The organism is Paenibacillus sp. SSG-1, assembly GCF_002224835.1.
Classification (GTDB): Bacteria; Bacillota; Bacilli; order Paenibacillales; family Paenibacillaceae; genus Paenibacillus_AQ; species Paenibacillus_AQ favisporus.
On sequence record NZ_MBRK01000001.1, the window covers coordinates 592,002 to 610,583 of the forward strand.

Sequence of the window (18,582 nt, forward strand, 5' to 3'; positions counted from 1 at the left end):
GAGCTACGTACAATGAAGGATTTATTCTACTATATTCGCAAAATCCAGCGGGTCGCCGGAGGCAAACTGTACTTGAACATGTCCATGACCCTTCTCATCAGCCTGTTGGACGGCATCGGCATGTATTTGATCGTTCCGCTGCTGGGCATGATCGGCCTGCTGCAAATGGATTCAGGGAGCCTACCGTTTTTGGCCCCGCTTACCGGGCTGATCCATTCCTGGTCCCTGCAGCTCAGCCTGCCGCTGGTCCTGGCGGTCTATGTCCTCATCCTGGGTGGACAAGCGCTGCTGCAGCGAAGCCAGACTCTCCTGAACGCAAGGATTATACAATCCTTTATCCGGACGCTGCGGACCGAGACGTATGAAGGGCTGCTGCGGGCCAAGTGGGAGTTTTACCTGCGTAAACGCCGGTCGGATTTTAACCACGTGATGTCCAACGAGCTGGGGCGGGTCAATTACGGAACGACTTTATTTTTACAGATGGTGACGTCGCTGATCTTTACCGTGCTACAGATTGCCCTGGCCCTGTGGCTGTCGCCGGCATTGACAGTGATGGTGCTGGTCAGCGGGGGGCTGCTTGCTCTGTTCGCACGGAGGTTTGTGCGCAGGTCCAAGCGGATCGGGGAGGAGACCACCGAGCTGTCCAAGCATTATTTTGCGGGAATCAGCGACCATTTCGGCGGCATTAAGGATATCAAAAGCAACCGGCTGGAAGCGTCTCACATCCATTGGTTCCGTAAGTTGACCGACCAAATGGAACATAATTTCCTCGAGTTTGGCCGGGTGAACTCCATGTCGCAGGTGATTTACCGCCTGTCCTCCGTCGTTCTGATCGCGGCATTTATGTACGTGGCGATCGCGGTACTGCATACTCCGCCGGAGCAGCTGATTACGGTTGTGCTCATTTTTACCCGGCTGTGGCCGAGGTTTATCGGCATTCAGTCGAATATGGAGCAGCTCAGCTCAAATCTGCCGGCGTTTCATGACATGCGGAAGCTGCAGCAGGAATACGAAGCGGAGCAGGAGCTGATCAGCCCGGAAGCGGCGGGGGCTTCGAAGCTTGCTTTGGCCGACGGAATCAGCTGCACCGATGTCAGCTACCGGTACAACCCCAAGGAGCCGCAATACGCGCTGCGTGATATCAATGTCCATATTCCGGCTAACCGCATGACCGCTATCGTCGGCAAGTCCGGCGCCGGGAAAAGTACACTAGTCGACCTGCTGATGGGGCTGATCCATCCCGAAGAGGGAGAAGTGCGGGCGGACGGCGTTTCGCTCCAGCGCGAACGCCAGCTGCTGGCGCTGCGCGGCTCGATCGGATACGTGGCGCAGGATCCGTTCCTGTTCAACGAGAGCATCCGCTACAATTTGCAGCTGGTGGACCCCAATGCGCAGGATGACGATCTATGGCAGGCGCTGGAGTTCTCGGCTTCGGCCGAGTTCGTCCGCAAGCTGCCGCAGGGATTGGACACGGTCATCGGGGACCGGGGCGTTCGCTTGTCGGGCGGAGAGCGCCAGCGGCTGGTGCTGGCCCGCGCGATTTTGAAGCGGCCGAGCATCCTTGTCCTGGATGAAGCGACCAGCGCGCTCGACAGCGAAAATGAGCTTCTGATCCAGCAGGCGTTGGAACGCCTCAAAGGAAGCATGACCATGATCGTAATCGCCCACCGGCTGTCCACCATCCGGAACGCGGACCATGTGATCGTGATGGAGCAGGGCGAGGTGATTCAGCAGGGCGGTTATTTGCAGCTCTCTCAGGAGAGCAAAGGTTCCTTCAGCAAACTGCTGAGCTACCAGAGCGGGGCTCAAATGCAGGTATGATTCGGATGAAAAGCAGCCCCCGGGAGGCGTTCGCGCTTCTGCGGGGGCTGCTTTTTTATTTCATGTGAGAGGGTTTCGAATAGAACCGCATGCATACTCCTTTTCCTTATGAACGTATATTGGATAAGATTTTATCGATATTAGGCTTGTTTATGCTCGCTGCTTAACAGGTCATACAACAGGTTCGACAAAGGTGCGGGGGCCCCGGCCCGCTGGGACGCTTGTTTAAAAATGCCCACATCCTTTAACGGAATATGGCTTTGAGTAAAGAGATGATCCATGTTCTCGGCAGCCATCTGGCCGTAACGCTTATAAATCGGGGCGTTAAACAGCGTTTGGGTCAGCATATCCATCACGGGCTTGGGATCGCCACCGCTCTTTTCGACCATGGAGAGAGCCTCCCGAATGGTGTACACGGCGGAAGTAATCATGAAGTTCCCAACCAGTTTCACCTGATTCGCAGCCCCGGCTTTTTCACCAAAATCGAAAATATTCAGCCCTCCCATAGCCTCCAAAACCGGGCGGACTCGGTCTTTCGCCTGCTGCGGCCCAGCCATAGGGATGGAGAGCTGACGTGCTGCTGCAGCCTCCGGAACTCCAAAGATGGGGGCTTCGACCAGGGTGCTGCCATGCTCTGCGTGAACAGCGGCCAGCTTTTTGGATGTATCCGGCGATATCGTGCTCATCGAGATATGAATCCCCCCTTTGCCAAGCTTCTCTAAAAAGCTATCGCTCATGACGATGCTCTCCACAGACGCATCATCCCACAAAATGGTGACGACGATTCCGCCAGCGGTTACGGCCTCATCGGGTCTGGATGCCAGCCGGGCGCCTTGGGCAATCAAAGGTTCGGCTTTGCTGGCCGTCCTGTTATGCACCACCAAAGGATACCCTGCATCGAGGAGATTCTTAGCCAGCGGCAAACCTAAGCTGCCAAGTCCGATAAATCCAATCGTCTCGTTCATCATGTTTATCCTCCTGGAAATGTGAATATTATAAACATTACGTTAACGTCACGTTTGCGGCAAAAAAAATTAATGCTGCTCTGCGTCCTTGATCCATTGCTCAAAGCGTTCGATATGGGTCAGCAAATCGGTCCGGAATTGTTGTAACCCCTCGATCTTCTGATCCGTCTCTGCGAGGTGCTGCTTCAAGATGCCGAGCACTTTCTGTTTAGGTTGTACACCACTGGGGTCCATGAAATAGAGATCGATCACGTCCCGTATTTCCTCCAAGCTGAGCCCAAGCTTCTTTAATTGATCGATTTTGCGCAGCCGGGCAACGGTCTCATCTGTATAGTAATGCTGCCCATTGCCTTCACGCTCGCCTGGAGGGATCAGCCCCATTTTTTCGTAATATCGAACCGTACGCTGAGTAACCCCCGCTCGTTCCGATAAATCCCCTATGCGCATGCGATCCTTCATATCTTGCCCTCCAAACATGACGTTAACGTCGTGTTTATAACATATCATCTTCATCCGGCTTTGTAAAGCGCGTAAGTATATTGTGCCGGCTGCATCCCGTGCGGTGTTGAGCAAAATGATCGCAAAAACAAACGCAAAATAGGTCACAGGTTGCCTTTAACCGGCCCATGAGGCATCAAAGCTTATTCGTTCAGCCTTTATAAAAAGAAACAGGTTCTGCTTTGGACAACACAGCCCCTGCATTATACAATGAAGAAAACATCTTTCGAAATAACCTTACAGAAGACAGACCGCGTTTGGCGGGTTCGTTTTCTCGGGAAGTAAGTATACAGGCGTCCATTTTGATGCTTACTGATTTCGTTAGGAGAAAAGATACAGGCGAGGGGAGAGTGCAGGATGAATTCCATGCAAACGGATCCGTTTATACGAAATAATCGGGAGGCCGAAATCGCGTCCAGGTCCGAGCGGCTTGCGGCGGTATTTGCGGAGAGGGCTGCGGAACATGATCGGGAAGGATCGTTCCCGTTTGAAAATTTTGCTGACCTGAAGGAGTCGGGTTATTTAAAGCTGACGGTGCCGGCGGAGTTTGGCGGTGAGGAAGCGTCGCTGTACGAAATGATCCTTGCCCAGGAACGGCTGGGAAAAGGGGACGGCTCGACGACGCTCGCGGTCGGCTGGCATGTGAGCCAGGTGCTGCAGATGCGCATCGGCCAGTCGTGGCCGCGCGAGCTGTATGCCGACTTCTGCAGGCAAATCGTCCGTGACGGGGCGATGATTAACCAGTTTGCCAGCGAACCGTCGACCGGCAGTCCGAGCCGGGGCGGCCGTCCGGGAACGAAAGCGGAGCGTACGGAAGGGGGCTGGCTGCTGACCGGCCGCAAAACGTTCAGCTCGCTTATCCCGGTGCTGGATCAGTTTACGGTCACTGCATTTGTGGAGGAAGAAGACAAGACCGGAACGTTTTTGGTGCGGAAGGGTCCAGGCGTCAGCATTGACGAAACGTGGAATACGATGGGCATGCGGGCGACCGGCAGCCACGACCTGGTGATGGAAGAAGTGTTCGTGCCGGACGGGGAAAGGATCGATAGTGAGGATCCTTTAGGAGGACAGCCGGCAGGTAAGATGTCCGATCACGGCGGGGCGCTGCTGCATATCCCGGCATGTTATATCGGCATCGCCTGGGCTGCCCGGGATTTTGCGGTGCGTTACGCCGCCAATTACCGGCCAAACAGCCTGCCGGGGCCCATTGCCGACCTGCCGCATATTCAGCAGAAGATCGGGGAGATGGAGTCCGAGCTGATCACCGCCCGCACGCTCATGTACAGTGTGGCGGACCGCTGGGACCGCCACCCGGAGCTGCGGCCGGGCATGAGGCCCGATCTCGGGCTCGTGAAGACGACGGCGACCCATGCGGCCCTCCGCATCGTCGATCTGGCGATGCGGATTGTGGGCGGGGCCAGCCTGTCGCGCCAGCTTCCGCTGGAGCGGATGTACCGCGACGTGCGGGCGGGTCTGCACAACCCGCCGATGGACGATACGGTCACATCGTTGCTCGCCCGCCGGGCGATCGCGGACGTATCCGGGGCCGGAGAAGCGAACGGAGAAGGGAACTCGGGAACCAACCGGTAGGCTCGGCCCGTAGGCTCATGCTCGTAGGGTCGCAGGACTTCGAAACAGTATAAAAGGCAGCCGGAATGATTCCGGCTGCCTTTTTCTTTTTTAAAGATAATGTACTTCTACCCTCTAATGTACGGTAACGGCCATGGGTGCACTTCTCGATTTGAGAGGGCACCGGGTGATACGGATCCGGTTCCGCTATATATATATATCTATGTCTCAAGCAGGATCTCCCCGGTACGGGACAGATCATACCCTGCGATGCTCTGCAGCTCGCGGCGGAACTCCTCCGAACGCAAAATGCCCATCAGCGACTCGATCCAAGGCATATTCTCCGCCGATTTGAGCACGACCAGGTCGTAGCGTTCCTCGATCAGCGGGATAAAATCCACGCCGCCTACGATTGCTGCCGCCTTTTCGATACCAATCCCGACATCAGCCTCCCCGGCAGCGACCGTGCCGGCGACCGCAATATGGTTGGTCTGCTCCTCGCCGTAGCCCTGCAGCTGATCCCGCCGGATCCCGTGCAGCCGCAGCTGTTCATCGAGCAGAACGCGGGCACCCGACCCTTTTTCGCGGTTGACGAGCCTAAGCCCCGTGCGGGACAGATCGGCCCAGTCTTTTAGCCCAAGGTGATTCCCTTTTTGGACATAGAGTCCCGCCTTTCGGGATAGCAGGTTGACGACCAAATACGGAAAGCCAACCAAAATCCGCTTAATGTACGGCAAATTATATTCGCCCGTATCGCCGTCGAGCAGATGGGTGCTCACGATGTCGGACTCTCCGCGGTACATCGCAATCAGGCTGTCCAGACTCCCGACATATGCGCGGAGCGGACGGATGCCGGGCGTATGCTTTTCCATATGCTTAACGAGAATGTCAAGGCTGATATCCTGCCCGGTAATGACTACCGAACGGGTTCCGCCGGCTCCGACAGCGGCAGGTTGAAAGGAAAGCGGCTCCGCTGGAGCCGGGCGGTGTTCGGCCGCCTGCAGTCCTTTAGCCCTTTGCTTGTAGGCTTCCAAATCTGCGGCATCGACGCGCATTTGCTTGCCCACCCGATACGAAGGCAGCTCCCCTTTTTTGATCAGGTCGTAGACGGTGAGCTTGGATATTTTCAGGAGCTTGGCAATCTCCTCGGTCGTATACGAAATGTCGCTGGACATGAGCTTCCTCCTTGTACGTTGTATGTTTCGCTGAACGTTTCGTTATATGTTATCTTTTCTTGTAATGGCTTAGGTCTGAACCCTGTGAACATAGTGTCTTCTATTGTATCACACCCGGATGTGAAAATTGTGCAAACCGTATTTACAACCTCGCGGCCCACTGGATATAATCAATTATATCTAATTATAACTAAATATAACGATTAAGGATTGGAGATTACGGATGATCAAAAGGGGTATGAAACCAGGTGTTTGGCTGATCCTCGCCGCCTTCGTTCTGATGCTGGCATGCTGCGGATCGAATTCCGGTTCGGCTGCAGACCCGAAATCGGCCGACTCAGGAGCCGCTGCGGAAACTTCTAATAGAGAGGCTGCACAGCAGGTAGAACTGACCATCTCCGCTGCGGCCAGCATGACGGATGCGCTGCAGGAGATTCAACAAGCGTACGAGGCGGAGCATGCGAACGTCAAACTGAACTTTAACTTTGGCGCTTCGGGGGCGCTGCAGCAGCAGATCGAGCAGGGCGCACCGGCGGATCTGTTCCTCTCGGCTGCCGTGAAGAACATGAAGGCGCTGGAGGACAAGCAGCTCATCGATTCTTCGCATGAGAAAGACCTTCTCGCCAATGAGCTTGTGGCCGTGGTGAACGCCAAAGAACCGGCCCAAGTCTCGGGCATGGAGGACCTGAAAGGAACCGGCTTGAAAAAAATCGCCATCGGCATTCCGGAAAGCGTTCCGGCAGGGAACTACGCCAAGGAAGCACTGACGAACGCCAAGCTGTGGGACACACTCCAGCCGAAGCTGGTGCAGGCCAAGGATGTGCGGCAGGTGCTGCAGTACGTGGAAACTGGCAATGCGGATGCGGGTTTTGTGTATAAAACGGATGCATTGACTTCGGATCAGGTCAAAGTGGCGTTTACTGTCGACCCGTCTGCCTATACGCCGGTCGTTTACCCGGTCGGAATCGTTAAGGCGACGAAGCACAGCCAGGAGGCGGTGGATTTTTACGAGTACCTCCAGACGGATTCGGCCGTGGACATTTTTAAAAAGTACGGATTTTCCGTGCCGAAGCAGGGTTAACAGATGATGGACTGGCAGGCATTTTGGGATCCGGTCAGACTGTCCTTACAGGTTGCCCTGCTCTCGAGTCTGATCGTGATCATCCTGGGTACGGGAGCTGCCTGGTGGATGGCAAGGCATCATTTCCCGGGAAAAATCGTCTTGGAGACGCTGTTTATGCTGCCTCTGGTTCTGCCGCCGACCGTGGTGGGATTTCTGCTGCTGATGCTGCTTGGCCGCCGCAGTTGGGTGGGGCAGCTGATCGAATGGCTGTGGGATGCGCCGATTATTTTTTCCTGGTGGGCCGCTGTTGTGGCGACCATCGTCGTGGCATTCCCGCTCGTTTATCAGACGATGAAGAACGGCTTTGCCACCGTTGATCCGGATCTGGAAAAGGCGGCCCGCTCCGACGGGGCAGGCGAGTGGAGGGTGTTCCGTTCCATTACGCTGCCGCTCACTTATTCTTCGCTGCTGACCGCGCTCGTGCTCGGATTTGCCAGGGCGCTCGGCGAGTTCGGCGCTACGCTCATGGTTGCCGGGAACATTCCCGGCAAGACGCAGACGGTGCCGACGGCTATTTACGTGGCGGTCGACGCCGGCAACATGCCGATGGCTTGGGCGTGGACGCTGGCGATCGTCGCGCTGTCTTTTGTCATGCTGCTGCTGACCGGATGGAAAGCACCGGAAGCGGAGCGGCCGCGAGCGGGCACAGAGGTATCGAGAGAAAGCCGGAGATAACGGAGGAGTATTGGTTTCGGGCTGTTTGTTGATCATGCATCGATAAGAATATACAGCCCCAGGCAAAACAGTATAGCTGATATCAAATAGAGGACTGTTTTTCTCAGCCACCATGGAAAATGCTTATAGATCAACCCTGCAATAAAGCTGCAGATTATTGCTGCGATATTTCCTGATATCGTATCGGCAAGGGGCCATACATTCATCACATCCGTAACGCTACCCTTAGATTTTCCACGCTTCATGGCAAGGCCAGATCTAATCGCTATTAACGATAATATCCATATGAGGACAACGAGTATAAGCTTCCACCACTTCATGTGCAATTCCTTTCTATGTAGCAGGATATTGTAGCAATATATATAAACGGGCGGATTACGCCGAGACTAATGTTTGTACGGTATATCGCCTAAAGTCCGTAGGATATTGTATAGCATAAGGTTGCTATATGCCTATAGAAATAATCTGGAATAAGTGATTTGATTTTGGCCCATAAAGCGGCTTTAGGGCGAAGATAGGTTTACTTGTGCTTGATCGATTATGTCATACAAAAAAAGGGCTGTCCCCACGCCAAAATGGCGGGGACAGCCCTTTGTGATATTTATGGCAAGGCTATTTATAAAAGGTCACACCTTACGGCAATGCCAAACCTAACGGTTAAATGTTATACCTGGCCAGTAACTTACACCTGCTCAATAATGAGCGGCACGACTTTGCCGGCGTTGACGTCGATCAGTCCGTGATCGGTGATTTTGAGGTACGGGCTTACCGGCAGCGAATGCGTCGCGATCGACATGATCGGGTTGTAGTGCTTATACCCGAGCTCTTCCATCGCCTCGCGAACCTGCTGGACGGACTCGGCGGCCAGATCAAGCGGATCCTCGGTCAGGATGCCGCCGACCGGCAGGTGCATGTTGGCTTTGATCTCGCCGTCCAGGGTGACGCAGAAGCCGCCCTGCTGGCGGATGACGGTGTTGGCGGCGAGGACCATGTCCTCGACGTTGTGACCGATCACGAGCAGGTTGTGGTTGTCGTGGGAGTAGGTCGTCGCCACGGCGCCGCGCTGGATCGTATCGCCCGCGATAAAGCCGAACGCTTTTTGGCGTCCTTTGCCGTACCGTTCAAATGTGGCGATCATGCCGCAGCCGCTGTCCTCCCACAGCAGCCGGCCATTCGCGGCCGACACGTCCACTTGGCTCTCCTTGGTGAAGGTCGAGCCGTCCTGGATCGTCATCACCCGGCACCGGTAGATGCCGTCCTCCACGCCGGCCGCCGCTTCAAAATCGGCGGAGCTCAGCTCGTCCAGCTGGACGCTGTGGTAGAAGTGCTCCGGGAACCGGTAGCCGCTCGACTGCGGCTCAAAGGCCTTGGCGGCGGAGTACACCTCCGCGCCGTTTTTGTACACCGATTCCAGCTTCAGCTCGGACAAATCCGAGATCAGCTGGAAGTCGGCGACTTTGCCCGGTGCGATGGAGCCCCGATCGTACATCCGCATGCGGCGGGATGGGGAGAAGGTCGCGGCGTAAATCGCCCGCTCCGGAGACATCCCCATGCCGATGGCCTTGCGGACGATCTGGTTCAGGTGGCCGCGGGCGCGGAACGAGTCCGCCATGACGTCATCGGTCACGAAGCAGAAATGCTCGGATACATCGTGGCGGATCAGGTAGTCCATCACTTCTGGCGTCATCGACTTCTCCTGGATTTCAATGAACATGCCGGCCGCAATCCGCTCCTCCAGACCCTGCAGCGTCTGATGCGTATGGTCCGAGTTGACGCCGGCGTAAATGACGCGCTGCAGGTCCAGATCCAGCAGCTTCGGCACATGGCCTTCAATGACGAGCTCAGGATAATGCGAGCGGATATGCTCCAGGATGCGGTTCGTTTTGCAATCTGGGTCGGTAATGATGTCGACGTAGTTCATGATCTCGCCGAGGCAGATGACATCCCCTGTGGACAGGAGGGCATCCATGTCCTCGATCTCGATCGATCCGCCCGTCGTTTCCATCGAGGTGGACGGGACCGAGCTCGGAATGGCGTAGAACATGTCCACCGGACAGTTCCGGCTCGCCTTGATCATCTCAAGAACGCCGTCGAGGCCGAACACGTTGGCCATCTCATGCGGCTCGGGTACGATCGTGGTGACGCCGTTTCGCAGGAGACCCGCCGAGAAGGATTCAGGCGTCACCATCGTGCTTTCGATGTGCAGATGGATATCGATGAAGCCGGGGACCATATAGAGTCCCTCTGCGTTAATGACCTGCTTGGCCTGGAACGTATCTTCGCCCCTCAGGCCGATATAGAAAAACTTGCCGTCCTTGACGGCGACGTTGTTGGTAGACCACTGCTTAAAGTAACTGTTGTACACCTTGGCTTGAAGAAATAGCAAATCTGCATGCATACGTTGTTCCCCCTATGGTTATTCGACAAGAACGAGCTTATCCGATGGAAACAACAGACGGATTTCCTGCCCGTTCGCATAGGGCTGCTGCATTTCCTGGTTGACCGTAAATTCGCCCAGCGGCGTATCGACGACGTATTGGTAGCTGCGTCCAAGATACGTGCTGACTTTGACCTTGCCGGTCAGTACATTGTCGCCGGAATTGATCTCCTGCAGCGTACCGGCAATGAGGTCGTCGGGGCGGATGGCGCCCTTCATGGTGACAGGCATGCCATCGGCCTTGGCGGCATGAAAGTGGTAGTCTCCCTTGCGCAGGGTGAAGAAGGAGCCTTCACTGTCCCGCTCGTCAAAATGGATGAAGTTGTTGAAGCCGATGAAGCGGGCGACGAATTCGGATTTCGGATACTGGAAAATGACCGACGGCTGATCCAACTGCTCGATGATCCCTTTGTTCATGACGGCGACCCGGTCTGAAATGGAGAAGCACTCCTCCTGGTCGTGGGATACGTATACGGTCGTGATGCCGAGCTCTTGCTGGATGCGGCGGATTTCCACGCGCATGTTCACCCTGAGGTTGGCGTCCAGATTGGAGAGCGGCTCATCGAACAGGAGCAAATCCGGCTCAATGACGAGGGCCCGTGCGATGGCGACGCGCTGCTTCTGGCCGCCGGAGAGCGCCTGCGGGAATCTTTTTTCAAATCCGCCGAGGTTGACGATCTCCAGCATGTTCATGACCCGCTTCTTGATCTCGTCTTCCTTGACTTTGCGCTGGCGCAGTCCGAAGGCGACGTTGTCAAACACGGACAGGTGCGGGAACAAGGCGTAGCTCTGGAAAACGAAGCCGAAATTCCGCTTGTTGATCGGCACGCGCGTATAGTCCTTGCCGCTGAATTTGAAGGCTCCGTCCGTCGCTTCGAGGAAGCCGGCGATGAGCCGAAGGGTGGTCGTTTTGCCGCAGCCGCTGGGACCCAGCAGGGAGATCAGGTGACCTTTCTCAATGGAAAGGTTGAAGTCTTTCAGAATATACTGCTGGTCATAGGCGACCGATACGTTTTCAAGTTGTAGTAGTGCCATCGTCTCACGCCTTTCGTTATTGTTTGGTGAAATAGGTTAGTCCGAGCAGCCTTTCGATGACGAACATGAACACGGCCGTGATCAGCATGAGCAGGACCGAGATGGCTGCGATGGTCGGGTCAAAATAGTTTTCGACGTAGGTCAGCATTTGGATCGGCAGCGTGCTGACGCCCGGACCGGTCATAAACAGCGAAATATCCACGTTGTTGAACGATTCGAGGAACGCGAGCAGCACCGAAGCGATGATGCCGGATTTAATGTTCGGCAGGACGACTTTGAAGAAGGTCGCAAGCCGGCTGGATCCAAGGCTGAGCGCCGCTTCCTCGACCGCGAAATCGAAGTTGGCGAGACTGGAGCCGATGACCCGGATAATAAACGGCAGCATAATGATCGTATGGCCGATCAGGAGCGACGTATAAATCGGGAAGTGGAACGTGATGACGACGTACTTGAGCAGCGTAAAGCCCAGCACGATCCCCGGAATGAGCAGGGGGGACAGGAACACCGCGTTCAGCGTGTCTTTGCCCCGGAACGTCACCCGGTTCAAGGCGTAAGCGGCCGGAACGCCGAGCAGAATCGCAATCACGTTGCCGAGCAGCGAGACGAAGATCGACGTTTTGAAGGTCGACATGAACATCTCCACGTCAAAAATATTCTGGTACCATTTCAGCGAAAAACCGGTCGGCGGAAATTTCAGCACCGTTCCCGGCTCGAAGGACGTCACCGCGATGATCAGGAGCGGCCCGAGCAGGAACAAGTAAACGATAAAGGAAAAGAGGGCGAGCCCCGGATTTTTGGTCTTCATAGTTCTACCCCTTCGGATTGAATTTGGCCGCTGCTTTATTCATCAGCCCGATGACGATGAACGTAATGATCATCATGATGGTGGCAATGGCCGAAGCCGCCTGCCAGTCATTCAGCGTAATGGCGTTCTGGTACAGGAAGGTCGCGACGACGCGCTTTTTCCCGCCCAGCAGGGCAGGCGTGGTGTAAGCGGTCAGGCTGCCCACGAACACGAGAATGCTGCCGACGATCAATCCCGGTATACTGAGCGGGATGACGATTTTACGGAAAGCCGTCAGCTTGGACGCACCCAGGCTCTGCGCCGCCCGGACCAGATCGTGGTCGATGGACTCGAGCACCCCGACCAGCGTAATCAGAATCAAGGGAAGGAACAGATGGACCAGACCGATAATCATCGCCGTCGGTGTATAGAGAATGCTGAGCGGATCGTGAATGATCCCCAGCTTGATCAGCACATTGTTGACCAGACCGTTTTTGCCGAGAATGATCATCCAGCTGAAGGAGCGGACGACCGAGCTCGTGAGCAGCGGGAAAATCGCCAGCGCCAGCAAAATGCCCTTTTTGCGCGGAGGCATCATGGACAAATAGTAGGCGACCGGGAATCCGATCAGGATGCACAGCAGGGTGGTCGCGACGCTGACGAGCAGCGTCGTTCCCAAAATATCAAGGAAATACGAGTCCTTGAAAAATTGTAAGTAGATGCCGAACGTGAAGCTCCCGTCCTTGAACAGCGTCGAGCCGACCGTGAGGATCAGCGGAACGATCATGAACAAGGTCAGAAACAGCAGCCCGGGTGCGAGCAGCAGGTACAAGTATCGCTTTTTCATGAATGTAATCTCCTGTTATTGGTAGGATCCACCGCGCAGCACGGCGATAAAGCGGTTCAAAAATGCGTCTGAATCGGCATCAAGGCATACGTCCAGGTTCGGCTGGCGCTGCAAACGGTTTTGGAAATCGCACACCGTCTGCCCGTCGCACAGCTCGCTCCGGGTCTCCACATCGACGTATAGACGCTCCGTCCGAACCAGCTCGGGCCAAATGGCGGCGCCGACCGCCAAAGGGTCGTGCATGGCGCAGGCCCGGACCCCGTTGCGCTCATAGTAGCGCTCCATGTAATCCGATGTGCTCTGGCGCACGTAACCGGCGATCTCCGAGGAGCCGAGCGCATCAATGTGCGCGCTGGTCAGCAGCGCTTTGCGTGTCACGTCGAGTCCGACCAGCGTCAGGGACGGGAATCCGGCCTGAAAGACCAGGCGTGCCGCTTCCGGATCGACATGGATGTTGTATTCCGCTGTCGGCGTAATGTTGCCGTGCGTACGGACCGCACCGCCCATGACGACCAGCTCCTTGATATCGTGGACCAGGCCCGGATGCTTGGCGAGTGCAAGAGCCACATTCGTGAGCGGTCCGGTAGCGATCAGCGTAATTTCGCCGGGATAGCGCTTGGCCTGCTCTACAATGAAATCGGGCCCGAACATATCCGGGTCGGTCCGGTCGGCAGGCTGCATGTCCAAGAGTGCGCCGCCCAATCCGTCCTCGCCGTGCACGCGGTGCTCAAAGAGACGGTCCCGCAGGAGCGGCCGGGATGCCCCGGGATAGACCGAGATGGACGCCGGCGCCTTGATGAAGTCCAATATTTTGCAAGTGTTCAGGGTTGCAGTCGTCAGTGACACGTTGCCGTTGACTGTCGAAATCCCGAGCACGTCCAGCTCGCCGCTGCGGACAGCCAGCATAATTCCGAGCGCGTCGTCAATGCCGGTATCGACATCCAGGATGGCTTTCTTCACATGGATTCCCCTTTCAAAATGAAGGATGTGCCGCCTTGTATCCAGGCAGCGGTGAATAAAAAGCAGGGGCGGGCAGCCCCTGCTGAATCATAACCCCGTAAGGCTGCTTATATTTACAAAAAAGGCTTGGCGTTACTTCGTCACTTCACGGTTGAAACGGTCCGTCCAGCTCTTCAGGTTTTTGTTGACGAACGCCATGTCCAGCTTTTGCAGCTTTTCAACGACACTGGAGCCGTACGTTACGGCTGCAGCTTCCTCTGCGCTGAGGCTGACATTGCGGTTGGCAGGAGAATCGACCTTGGCTTTAGCCGCTTTTTCCTGAACTTCCTGGCTAAGCTGCCAGTTGATGAAGTCTTCGGCAAGTTCTTTGTTTTTGCTTCCTTTGACGACGTTCAGCGTATTGACGATGGCGTACGCACCTTCCGACGGCGTTACGAATTCGACGTTCGGGTCGGCCTTCTTCAGGTCGCCGAGATACATTTGCATGATCGGTCCTGCAGCGGCTTCGCCCTGCGTGAACATGTTGATGAACTCGGACGTCTGGCTGTAGTATTTCACGACGCTCGGATTGAGCTCGGCCAGTTTGCCAAATGCCTTGTCTTCATTGAATTCCGTGCTTCCAGCTACCTTGGAAGCGGCGTCGACCATCATCGGACCGCTGGTGGATGTAATGCTCGGCATGGTCACTTTGCCTTTCAGCTCCGGCTTCCACAAGTCAGCCCAGGAGGATATCGTCGTTCCGGCTGCCTTCTGGTCATAAGCGATGCCCAATTGGCCAATCGTGTAGGCCGGACCATACTCTTCGCCGTTTGGTGCTTTGGCGATATCATAGAGCGAGTCAAGGTTGCTCAGCCGGCTGCGGTCGATCTTTTCGAAGGCTCCCGCTTCAATGCCCTGCTGTGCGTAGTAATCCGACAGATAGACGACATCGACGTCGGAGCTGCCCTGCAAAATTTTGCTCAGGCGGTCGGCGTTGTTGCCGGTCTCCAGGACGATTTTCACATTGTGCTCTTTTTCGAATGGGGCATACACTTCTTTATTGTAGAAATCCTCAGCAAATCCCCAAGTCGAGACGACCAGCTTCTTCTGACCGCCGGAAGATCCGCCGGAGCTGCTGTCTTCGCTGCCTCCGTTTCCGCATCCCGCAAGTACCAGCGCTGCCAGCGTACAAGTCATGAGTCCCTTAATCCATGGTTTCTTCACAATCGATTCACTCCTGTAATGGTTTATTTTTTATTTGTTTTTCTGCTGCAGGCCGTATGCCGGGCTTCCGCCGCCGGGAAATTTTTTTCTCTGCTGTATATGATTGTTTTTCCCTACTGGACGGTTGTTGTATCCCCCTTTTGAATAGACATTTTGGCATGTCACAAGAAAAATCAAACAAATTCTATAACTAAATCTATAAACTAAAAAAGAAAAGCACTCTAGATAGAAGAAAATCTCTAACTAGAGCGCTTTTCAATGTAAACAAAGAATAGCGGCATCCGTTCTTGTTACGGTTCGGCCAGTCCTTAAGATAAATCAAAAGAAAAGGGCCGTATCATTCAGGCTGTGACATTATGATGTTCGTGACTGCCCACTGCGTGGCGGGATCATAATCCCGAAGGAGAACCTCGATGTTTAGTCCCAGTTCCTCTTCCAGCCGAGATTTCAGCTTCTTCTTGTAAATCATCGACATGTAAAAATCGACCTCGTATTTCAAAGCCGGAACCTCGCCCTCGAGCACAGTGGAGCGGGGAGACCGACGGTGTCTGGCATACAAGGTAATCGCATCGGGCTGAATGCTTGTCTTCAATAAAGAAGTACCAAAGCCGAACAGCTCCTTGGAAACTTCATTATATACCTGACTCAGCTTCTGCTTGAATTCGTTGGAATCTAAATGAACCATTGGTCACCTACAAACGGTTGATTATTTTGGTGATGAGGAGTTCAGATAGGTCTATATTACATAAAAAAAGAGTTTTTTGCAAGACCATCGTTCGGGTTTTGTCGATTTTTGATGATAAATTAATGTCATAAATGATTTGAATTGAATCCATTCACGAACTTTCCAACCCATGTCAGGTTTGATTGACTGCTCCGAAACGAAAAATACGGTTGAAAAAGCATCAATGATAATACGGCCAACCGCTGTTTCCGCTGTCGATGACCGACGCGGCGCCGTTTTTCATGTCGGTTCCGTATTTGTCGACGTAAGGCCCGAGAATGCTCTTCGAGCGATGAAGTCGGGCTACGTGCCGTGCTTCCTCAGCAAATTTTGAATCGATGGAAAAGAATGTTATTCTACCTGTACGCCAAAATTTCCATGTTTTGAAGGAGGTCATCCGATGAAAGTCATCAACAGCTCCGTGTCCGCCATTCTGCTCTGTGCTGCTGTTACCGGCTGCTCCGCTGCGTCGGATGAACAACAAGGGCGAGGAAGCTCTGCTCATAACGGTGCAGTAACGGAAGGCTCTGCCGCTGACGTTCAAGCCCTGTTCACGAGCGAAGGCGAACGTCCGGAGAAAGCGATCGTACAGCTCATCAAGGGGGCCAAATCCTCGCTGGATATTGCCGTGTACAGCATCAGCTACGAGCCGGTTGTGACGGCCATCATCGATGCGGCGGACCGCGGGGTTCAGGTACGGCTGATTACGGACCGGGCGCATGCCGAAGAAAAAGGGAAACAGAAGAAAGCGCTGAAGCGGATCCGGGAAGCCGGCGTTCCGGTCAAGGTGAATGCGCATGAAGGGAAGATGCATCTGAAAATGCTGATTGCGGATCAAAGCCGGGTGGAGGCCGGATCGATGAATTATTTGGAGTCCTCTGCCCAGGAAAATGACGACGTCGTGCTGATTATCAAGGATGCGGCCGTTGCCGCCAAGTTTGAGCAAGCGTTCAGCCATCTGTGGGACGATGCCGATCGTTTCACGGACTGGAGCGGGTGATATGTCAGAGGTCAGAACTTTTTTTAAATTGTAACTTACTTTTTTACAGTTAGTGTGATATGATAACTTCATAGCCAGTTGGAAATTTATACATACGGAGGCGAACAGCATGACGTCCTTTACAGACCTTGTCAAAGCAAGAAGATCCGCCAATAAATTCGACCCGAGCGTAACCATCAGCCCGCAGGAGCTGGACGACATGTTCAACCTCGTCAAATTTGCACCGTCGGCCTTCAACCTGCAGCACGCTCACTACGTTCCCGTCATCGATCAAACGAAGAAGGAACAGGTGCATGAAGCAGCATTCAAGCAGTACAAAGTGTTAACGAGCTCGGCCGTCATCGCCGTATTGGGCGATCTTGAAGCCTATCACAATGTGGGACCGATCAATGAAGGGCTGCTCAGCCTTGGCGTTATCGACCAGCGCGAATTTGAGGAGACGGTCAGCAGCGTAACAGACATGTATGAAAGCAGGGGCGACACGTTCAAGCGGGATGAGGCCATCCGGAACGCCAGCTTGTCCGCGATGCTGTTCATGCTGATCGCCAAGGACCGGGGCTGGGACACCTGTCCGATGATCGGATTTGATCCGGAAGCGCTGCGGAAGGTGCTGAACATTCCGGACCGGTATGTGCCCGCCATGCTGATTACGATCGGCAAGGAGGATGCGGGCAGACAGAGACCGCGCGGCTACCGGAAGCCGGTGGCGGAGTTTGTGACATATGACGGGTTTAACTGATTAAAAAATAAGCAGCTGCCGTTCCAACGTTTTTTACCGTAAGTCCATGCAATTATTCATATAGTAGTGTCAAGCCAAAGCCCTCTCCGATATGCGGAAGGGCTTTTTCGTTTGCAATCCTTTGCTTATACTCTGTCATTCCCTTGATGCAGGAGGGGAGATCATGTCGATAAAATGCCGCGCCGCCTGGGACAGGTGGTGCTCCTTCAGCCAGATCAAGGCATACGGCGATGTTAAGTCCGGGTCCGCGATTCTCGCAACCTGAACATCATGACGGGTATGAAGCTTTACGATCGTCTCAGGGACGACCGCCGCCCCGAAGCCGCTGGACACTAAAGATAGCAGCAGGGGAATGTCCGAGCATTCGGCGATGATCCTGGGCTCGAAACGGTGCTTCGCGCAGGCCATCAGGACGGTGTAGTGGACGCCTAGTCCTTCTGTGCTTGGAAGGATTAGGGGGTAGTTTCGAATCTGCTCAAGCGGGATCTCCGGAGCAAGAGGCTCTGGGATAAGCCGCCTGGATGCCATCAGATAAAAGGGCTCTGTATTCAAATGAAGCACCGAGAACTCGTCCAGCGCAAGCGGAAGGCGGATGATCGCGAGCTCAAGCACCCTGCTCTTGACCATGCTGCACAGTTGGGCGGATTCGTTCTGCTGGATTTTGTAGGTGACCTGCGGATAGTTCTCCTTGAACCGCATCAGCGTATCGGGGAGATCCACCGACGACAGGGTGTTGATGCCGATGCGGAGTACCCCTTTAAAGCCGCTGCCGATCTCCTGAACTTCGGTCTTGGCTTCGTCCATCAGCTGCAGCAGCTTCAGGGCGTAGCTGTACAGTGCCTTGCCCGCTTCGGTCAGCTCCAGATGTTTGCCGCTCCGCTCCACAAGAGCCGATCCAAGCTCGTCCTCCAGTGCTTTTAGCTGCTGGCTCAGTGGAGGCTGTGACATGTGCAGCCTTCGGGCTGCGGCGGAAATCTGCTTTTCCTCTACGATGATCGTAAAATACCTCAGCTGTCTGATATCCATG

The 18,582-nt window shown here is 54.7% G+C and carries 18 protein-coding genes; 6 read left to right on the forward strand and 12 right to left on the reverse strand.

The annotated features are described in order from the left end of the window. Positions 1 to 12: 12 nt before the first annotated feature. A complete protein-coding gene (locus BCV73_RS02935; RefSeq protein WP_089545901.1) occupies positions 13 to 1,821 on the forward strand; it encodes an ABC transporter ATP-binding protein in 1,809 nt (602 codons plus the stop codon). A gap of 140 nt (positions 1,822 to 1,961) precedes the next feature. Here BCV73_RS02935 and BCV73_RS02940 read toward each other — a convergent pair whose 3' ends face one another. Further along, positions 1,962 to 2,786, reverse strand: a complete 825-nt coding sequence (locus tag BCV73_RS02940; RefSeq protein WP_089550071.1) for an NAD(P)-dependent oxidoreductase — start codon at positions 2,784 to 2,786, stop codon at positions 1,962 to 1,964. Positions 2,787 to 2,855: 69 nt separating this feature from the next. Continuing rightward, positions 2,856 to 3,245, reverse strand: coding sequence for a MerR family transcriptional regulator (locus tag BCV73_RS02945; protein ID WP_089545903.1), 390 nt, complete (start codon positions 3,243 to 3,245; stop codon positions 2,856 to 2,858). 396 nt (positions 3,246 to 3,641) lie between these two features. Between BCV73_RS02945 and BCV73_RS02950 the strand changes: the two genes are divergently transcribed. Next, the gene (locus tag BCV73_RS02950) at positions 3,642 to 4,874 is read left to right on the forward strand and encodes an acyl-CoA dehydrogenase family protein (protein WP_089545904.1); all 1,233 of its coding nucleotides are present in this window, start codon (positions 3,642 to 3,644) and stop codon (positions 4,872 to 4,874) included. Between the two features lie 200 nt (positions 4,875 to 5,074). Here the strand turns inward: BCV73_RS02950 and BCV73_RS02955 are convergent, their stop codons facing one another. Further along, on the reverse strand, positions 5,075 to 6,028 hold the full coding sequence (locus tag BCV73_RS02955; protein ID WP_089545905.1) for a helix-turn-helix transcriptional regulator: 954 nt from the start codon (positions 6,026 to 6,028) through the stop codon (positions 5,075 to 5,077). 238 nt (positions 6,029 to 6,266) lie between these two features. Between BCV73_RS02955 and modA the strand changes: the two genes are divergently transcribed. Together modA and modB are read left to right on the forward strand one after the other, a co-directional pair. After that, entirely contained in the window at positions 6,267 to 7,109 is an 843-nt protein-coding gene (gene modA, locus BCV73_RS02960; protein ID WP_179231865.1) for a molybdate ABC transporter substrate-binding protein, read from the forward strand. Between the two features lie 3 nt (positions 7,110 to 7,112). Further along, the gene (modB, locus tag BCV73_RS02965) at positions 7,113 to 7,826 is read left to right on the forward strand and encodes a molybdate ABC transporter permease subunit (RefSeq protein ID WP_089545909.1); all 714 of its coding nucleotides are present in this window, start codon (positions 7,113 to 7,115) and stop codon (positions 7,824 to 7,826) included. Positions 7,827 to 7,858: 32 nt separating this feature from the next. On the opposite strand, the gene BCV73_RS02970 is transcribed toward modB, so the two are convergent. The 8 genes from BCV73_RS02970 to BCV73_RS03005 all read right to left on the reverse strand — a co-directional run bounded on the left by BCV73_RS02970 (position 7,859) and on the right by BCV73_RS03005 (position 15,777). Further along, positions 7,859 to 8,146 (reverse strand): hypothetical protein, encoded by a 288-nt coding sequence (locus BCV73_RS02970; RefSeq protein WP_089545910.1) that lies wholly within the window; start codon positions 8,144 to 8,146, stop codon positions 7,859 to 7,861. A gap of 362 nt (positions 8,147 to 8,508) precedes the next feature. Then, positions 8,509 to 10,224, reverse strand: coding sequence for an adenine deaminase C-terminal domain-containing protein (locus tag BCV73_RS02975; protein ID WP_089545912.1), 1,716 nt, complete (start codon positions 10,222 to 10,224; stop codon positions 8,509 to 8,511). 18 nt (positions 10,225 to 10,242) lie between these two features. Further along, complete coding sequence (locus BCV73_RS02980) at positions 10,243 to 11,298, reverse strand: ABC transporter ATP-binding protein (RefSeq protein ID WP_076170357.1); 1,056 nt, start codon at positions 11,296 to 11,298, stop codon at positions 10,243 to 10,245. A gap of 16 nt (positions 11,299 to 11,314) precedes the next feature. Next, entirely contained in the window at positions 11,315 to 12,103 is a 789-nt protein-coding gene (locus BCV73_RS02985; RefSeq protein ID WP_076170356.1) for an ABC transporter permease, read from the reverse strand. 4 nt (positions 12,104 to 12,107) lie between these two features. Further along, on the reverse strand, positions 12,108 to 12,929 hold the full coding sequence (locus tag BCV73_RS02990; protein WP_076170355.1) for an ABC transporter permease: 822 nt from the start codon (positions 12,927 to 12,929) through the stop codon (positions 12,108 to 12,110). 15 nt (positions 12,930 to 12,944) lie between these two features. Beyond that, positions 12,945 to 13,889, reverse strand: coding sequence for a nucleoside hydrolase (locus tag BCV73_RS02995; RefSeq protein ID WP_089545914.1), 945 nt, complete (start codon positions 13,887 to 13,889; stop codon positions 12,945 to 12,947). Between the two features lie 132 nt (positions 13,890 to 14,021). Then, on the reverse strand, positions 14,022 to 15,065 hold the full coding sequence (locus tag BCV73_RS03000; protein WP_076170772.1) for an ABC transporter substrate-binding protein: 1,044 nt from the start codon (positions 15,063 to 15,065) through the stop codon (positions 14,022 to 14,024). A 364-nt stretch (positions 15,066 to 15,429) separates the two neighbouring features. Continuing rightward, positions 15,430 to 15,777 carry a Na-translocating system protein MpsC family protein gene (locus BCV73_RS03005; protein WP_089545915.1) on the reverse strand — a complete coding sequence of 116 codons (348 nt, stop codon included), beginning with the start codon at positions 15,775 to 15,777 and terminating at the stop codon, positions 15,430 to 15,432. Positions 15,778 to 16,216: 439 nt separating this feature from the next. Between BCV73_RS03005 and BCV73_RS03015 the strand changes: the two genes are divergently transcribed. Both BCV73_RS03015 and BCV73_RS03020 read left to right on the forward strand, forming a co-directional pair. Then, the gene (locus tag BCV73_RS03015; protein WP_089545919.1) at positions 16,217 to 16,816 is read left to right on the forward strand and encodes a phospholipase D-like domain-containing protein; all 600 of its coding nucleotides are present in this window, start codon (positions 16,217 to 16,219) and stop codon (positions 16,814 to 16,816) included. Between the two features lie 109 nt (positions 16,817 to 16,925). After that, on the forward strand, positions 16,926 to 17,555 hold the full coding sequence (locus BCV73_RS03020) for a nitroreductase family protein (protein ID WP_076170352.1): 630 nt from the start codon (positions 16,926 to 16,928) through the stop codon (positions 17,553 to 17,555). A 135-nt stretch (positions 17,556 to 17,690) separates the two neighbouring features. Here BCV73_RS03020 and BCV73_RS03025 read toward each other — a convergent pair whose 3' ends face one another. Continuing rightward, positions 17,691 to 18,581, reverse strand: a complete 891-nt coding sequence (locus BCV73_RS03025; RefSeq protein WP_089545921.1) for a LysR family transcriptional regulator — start codon at positions 18,579 to 18,581, stop codon at positions 17,691 to 17,693. Position 18,582 lies beyond the last annotated feature (1 nt).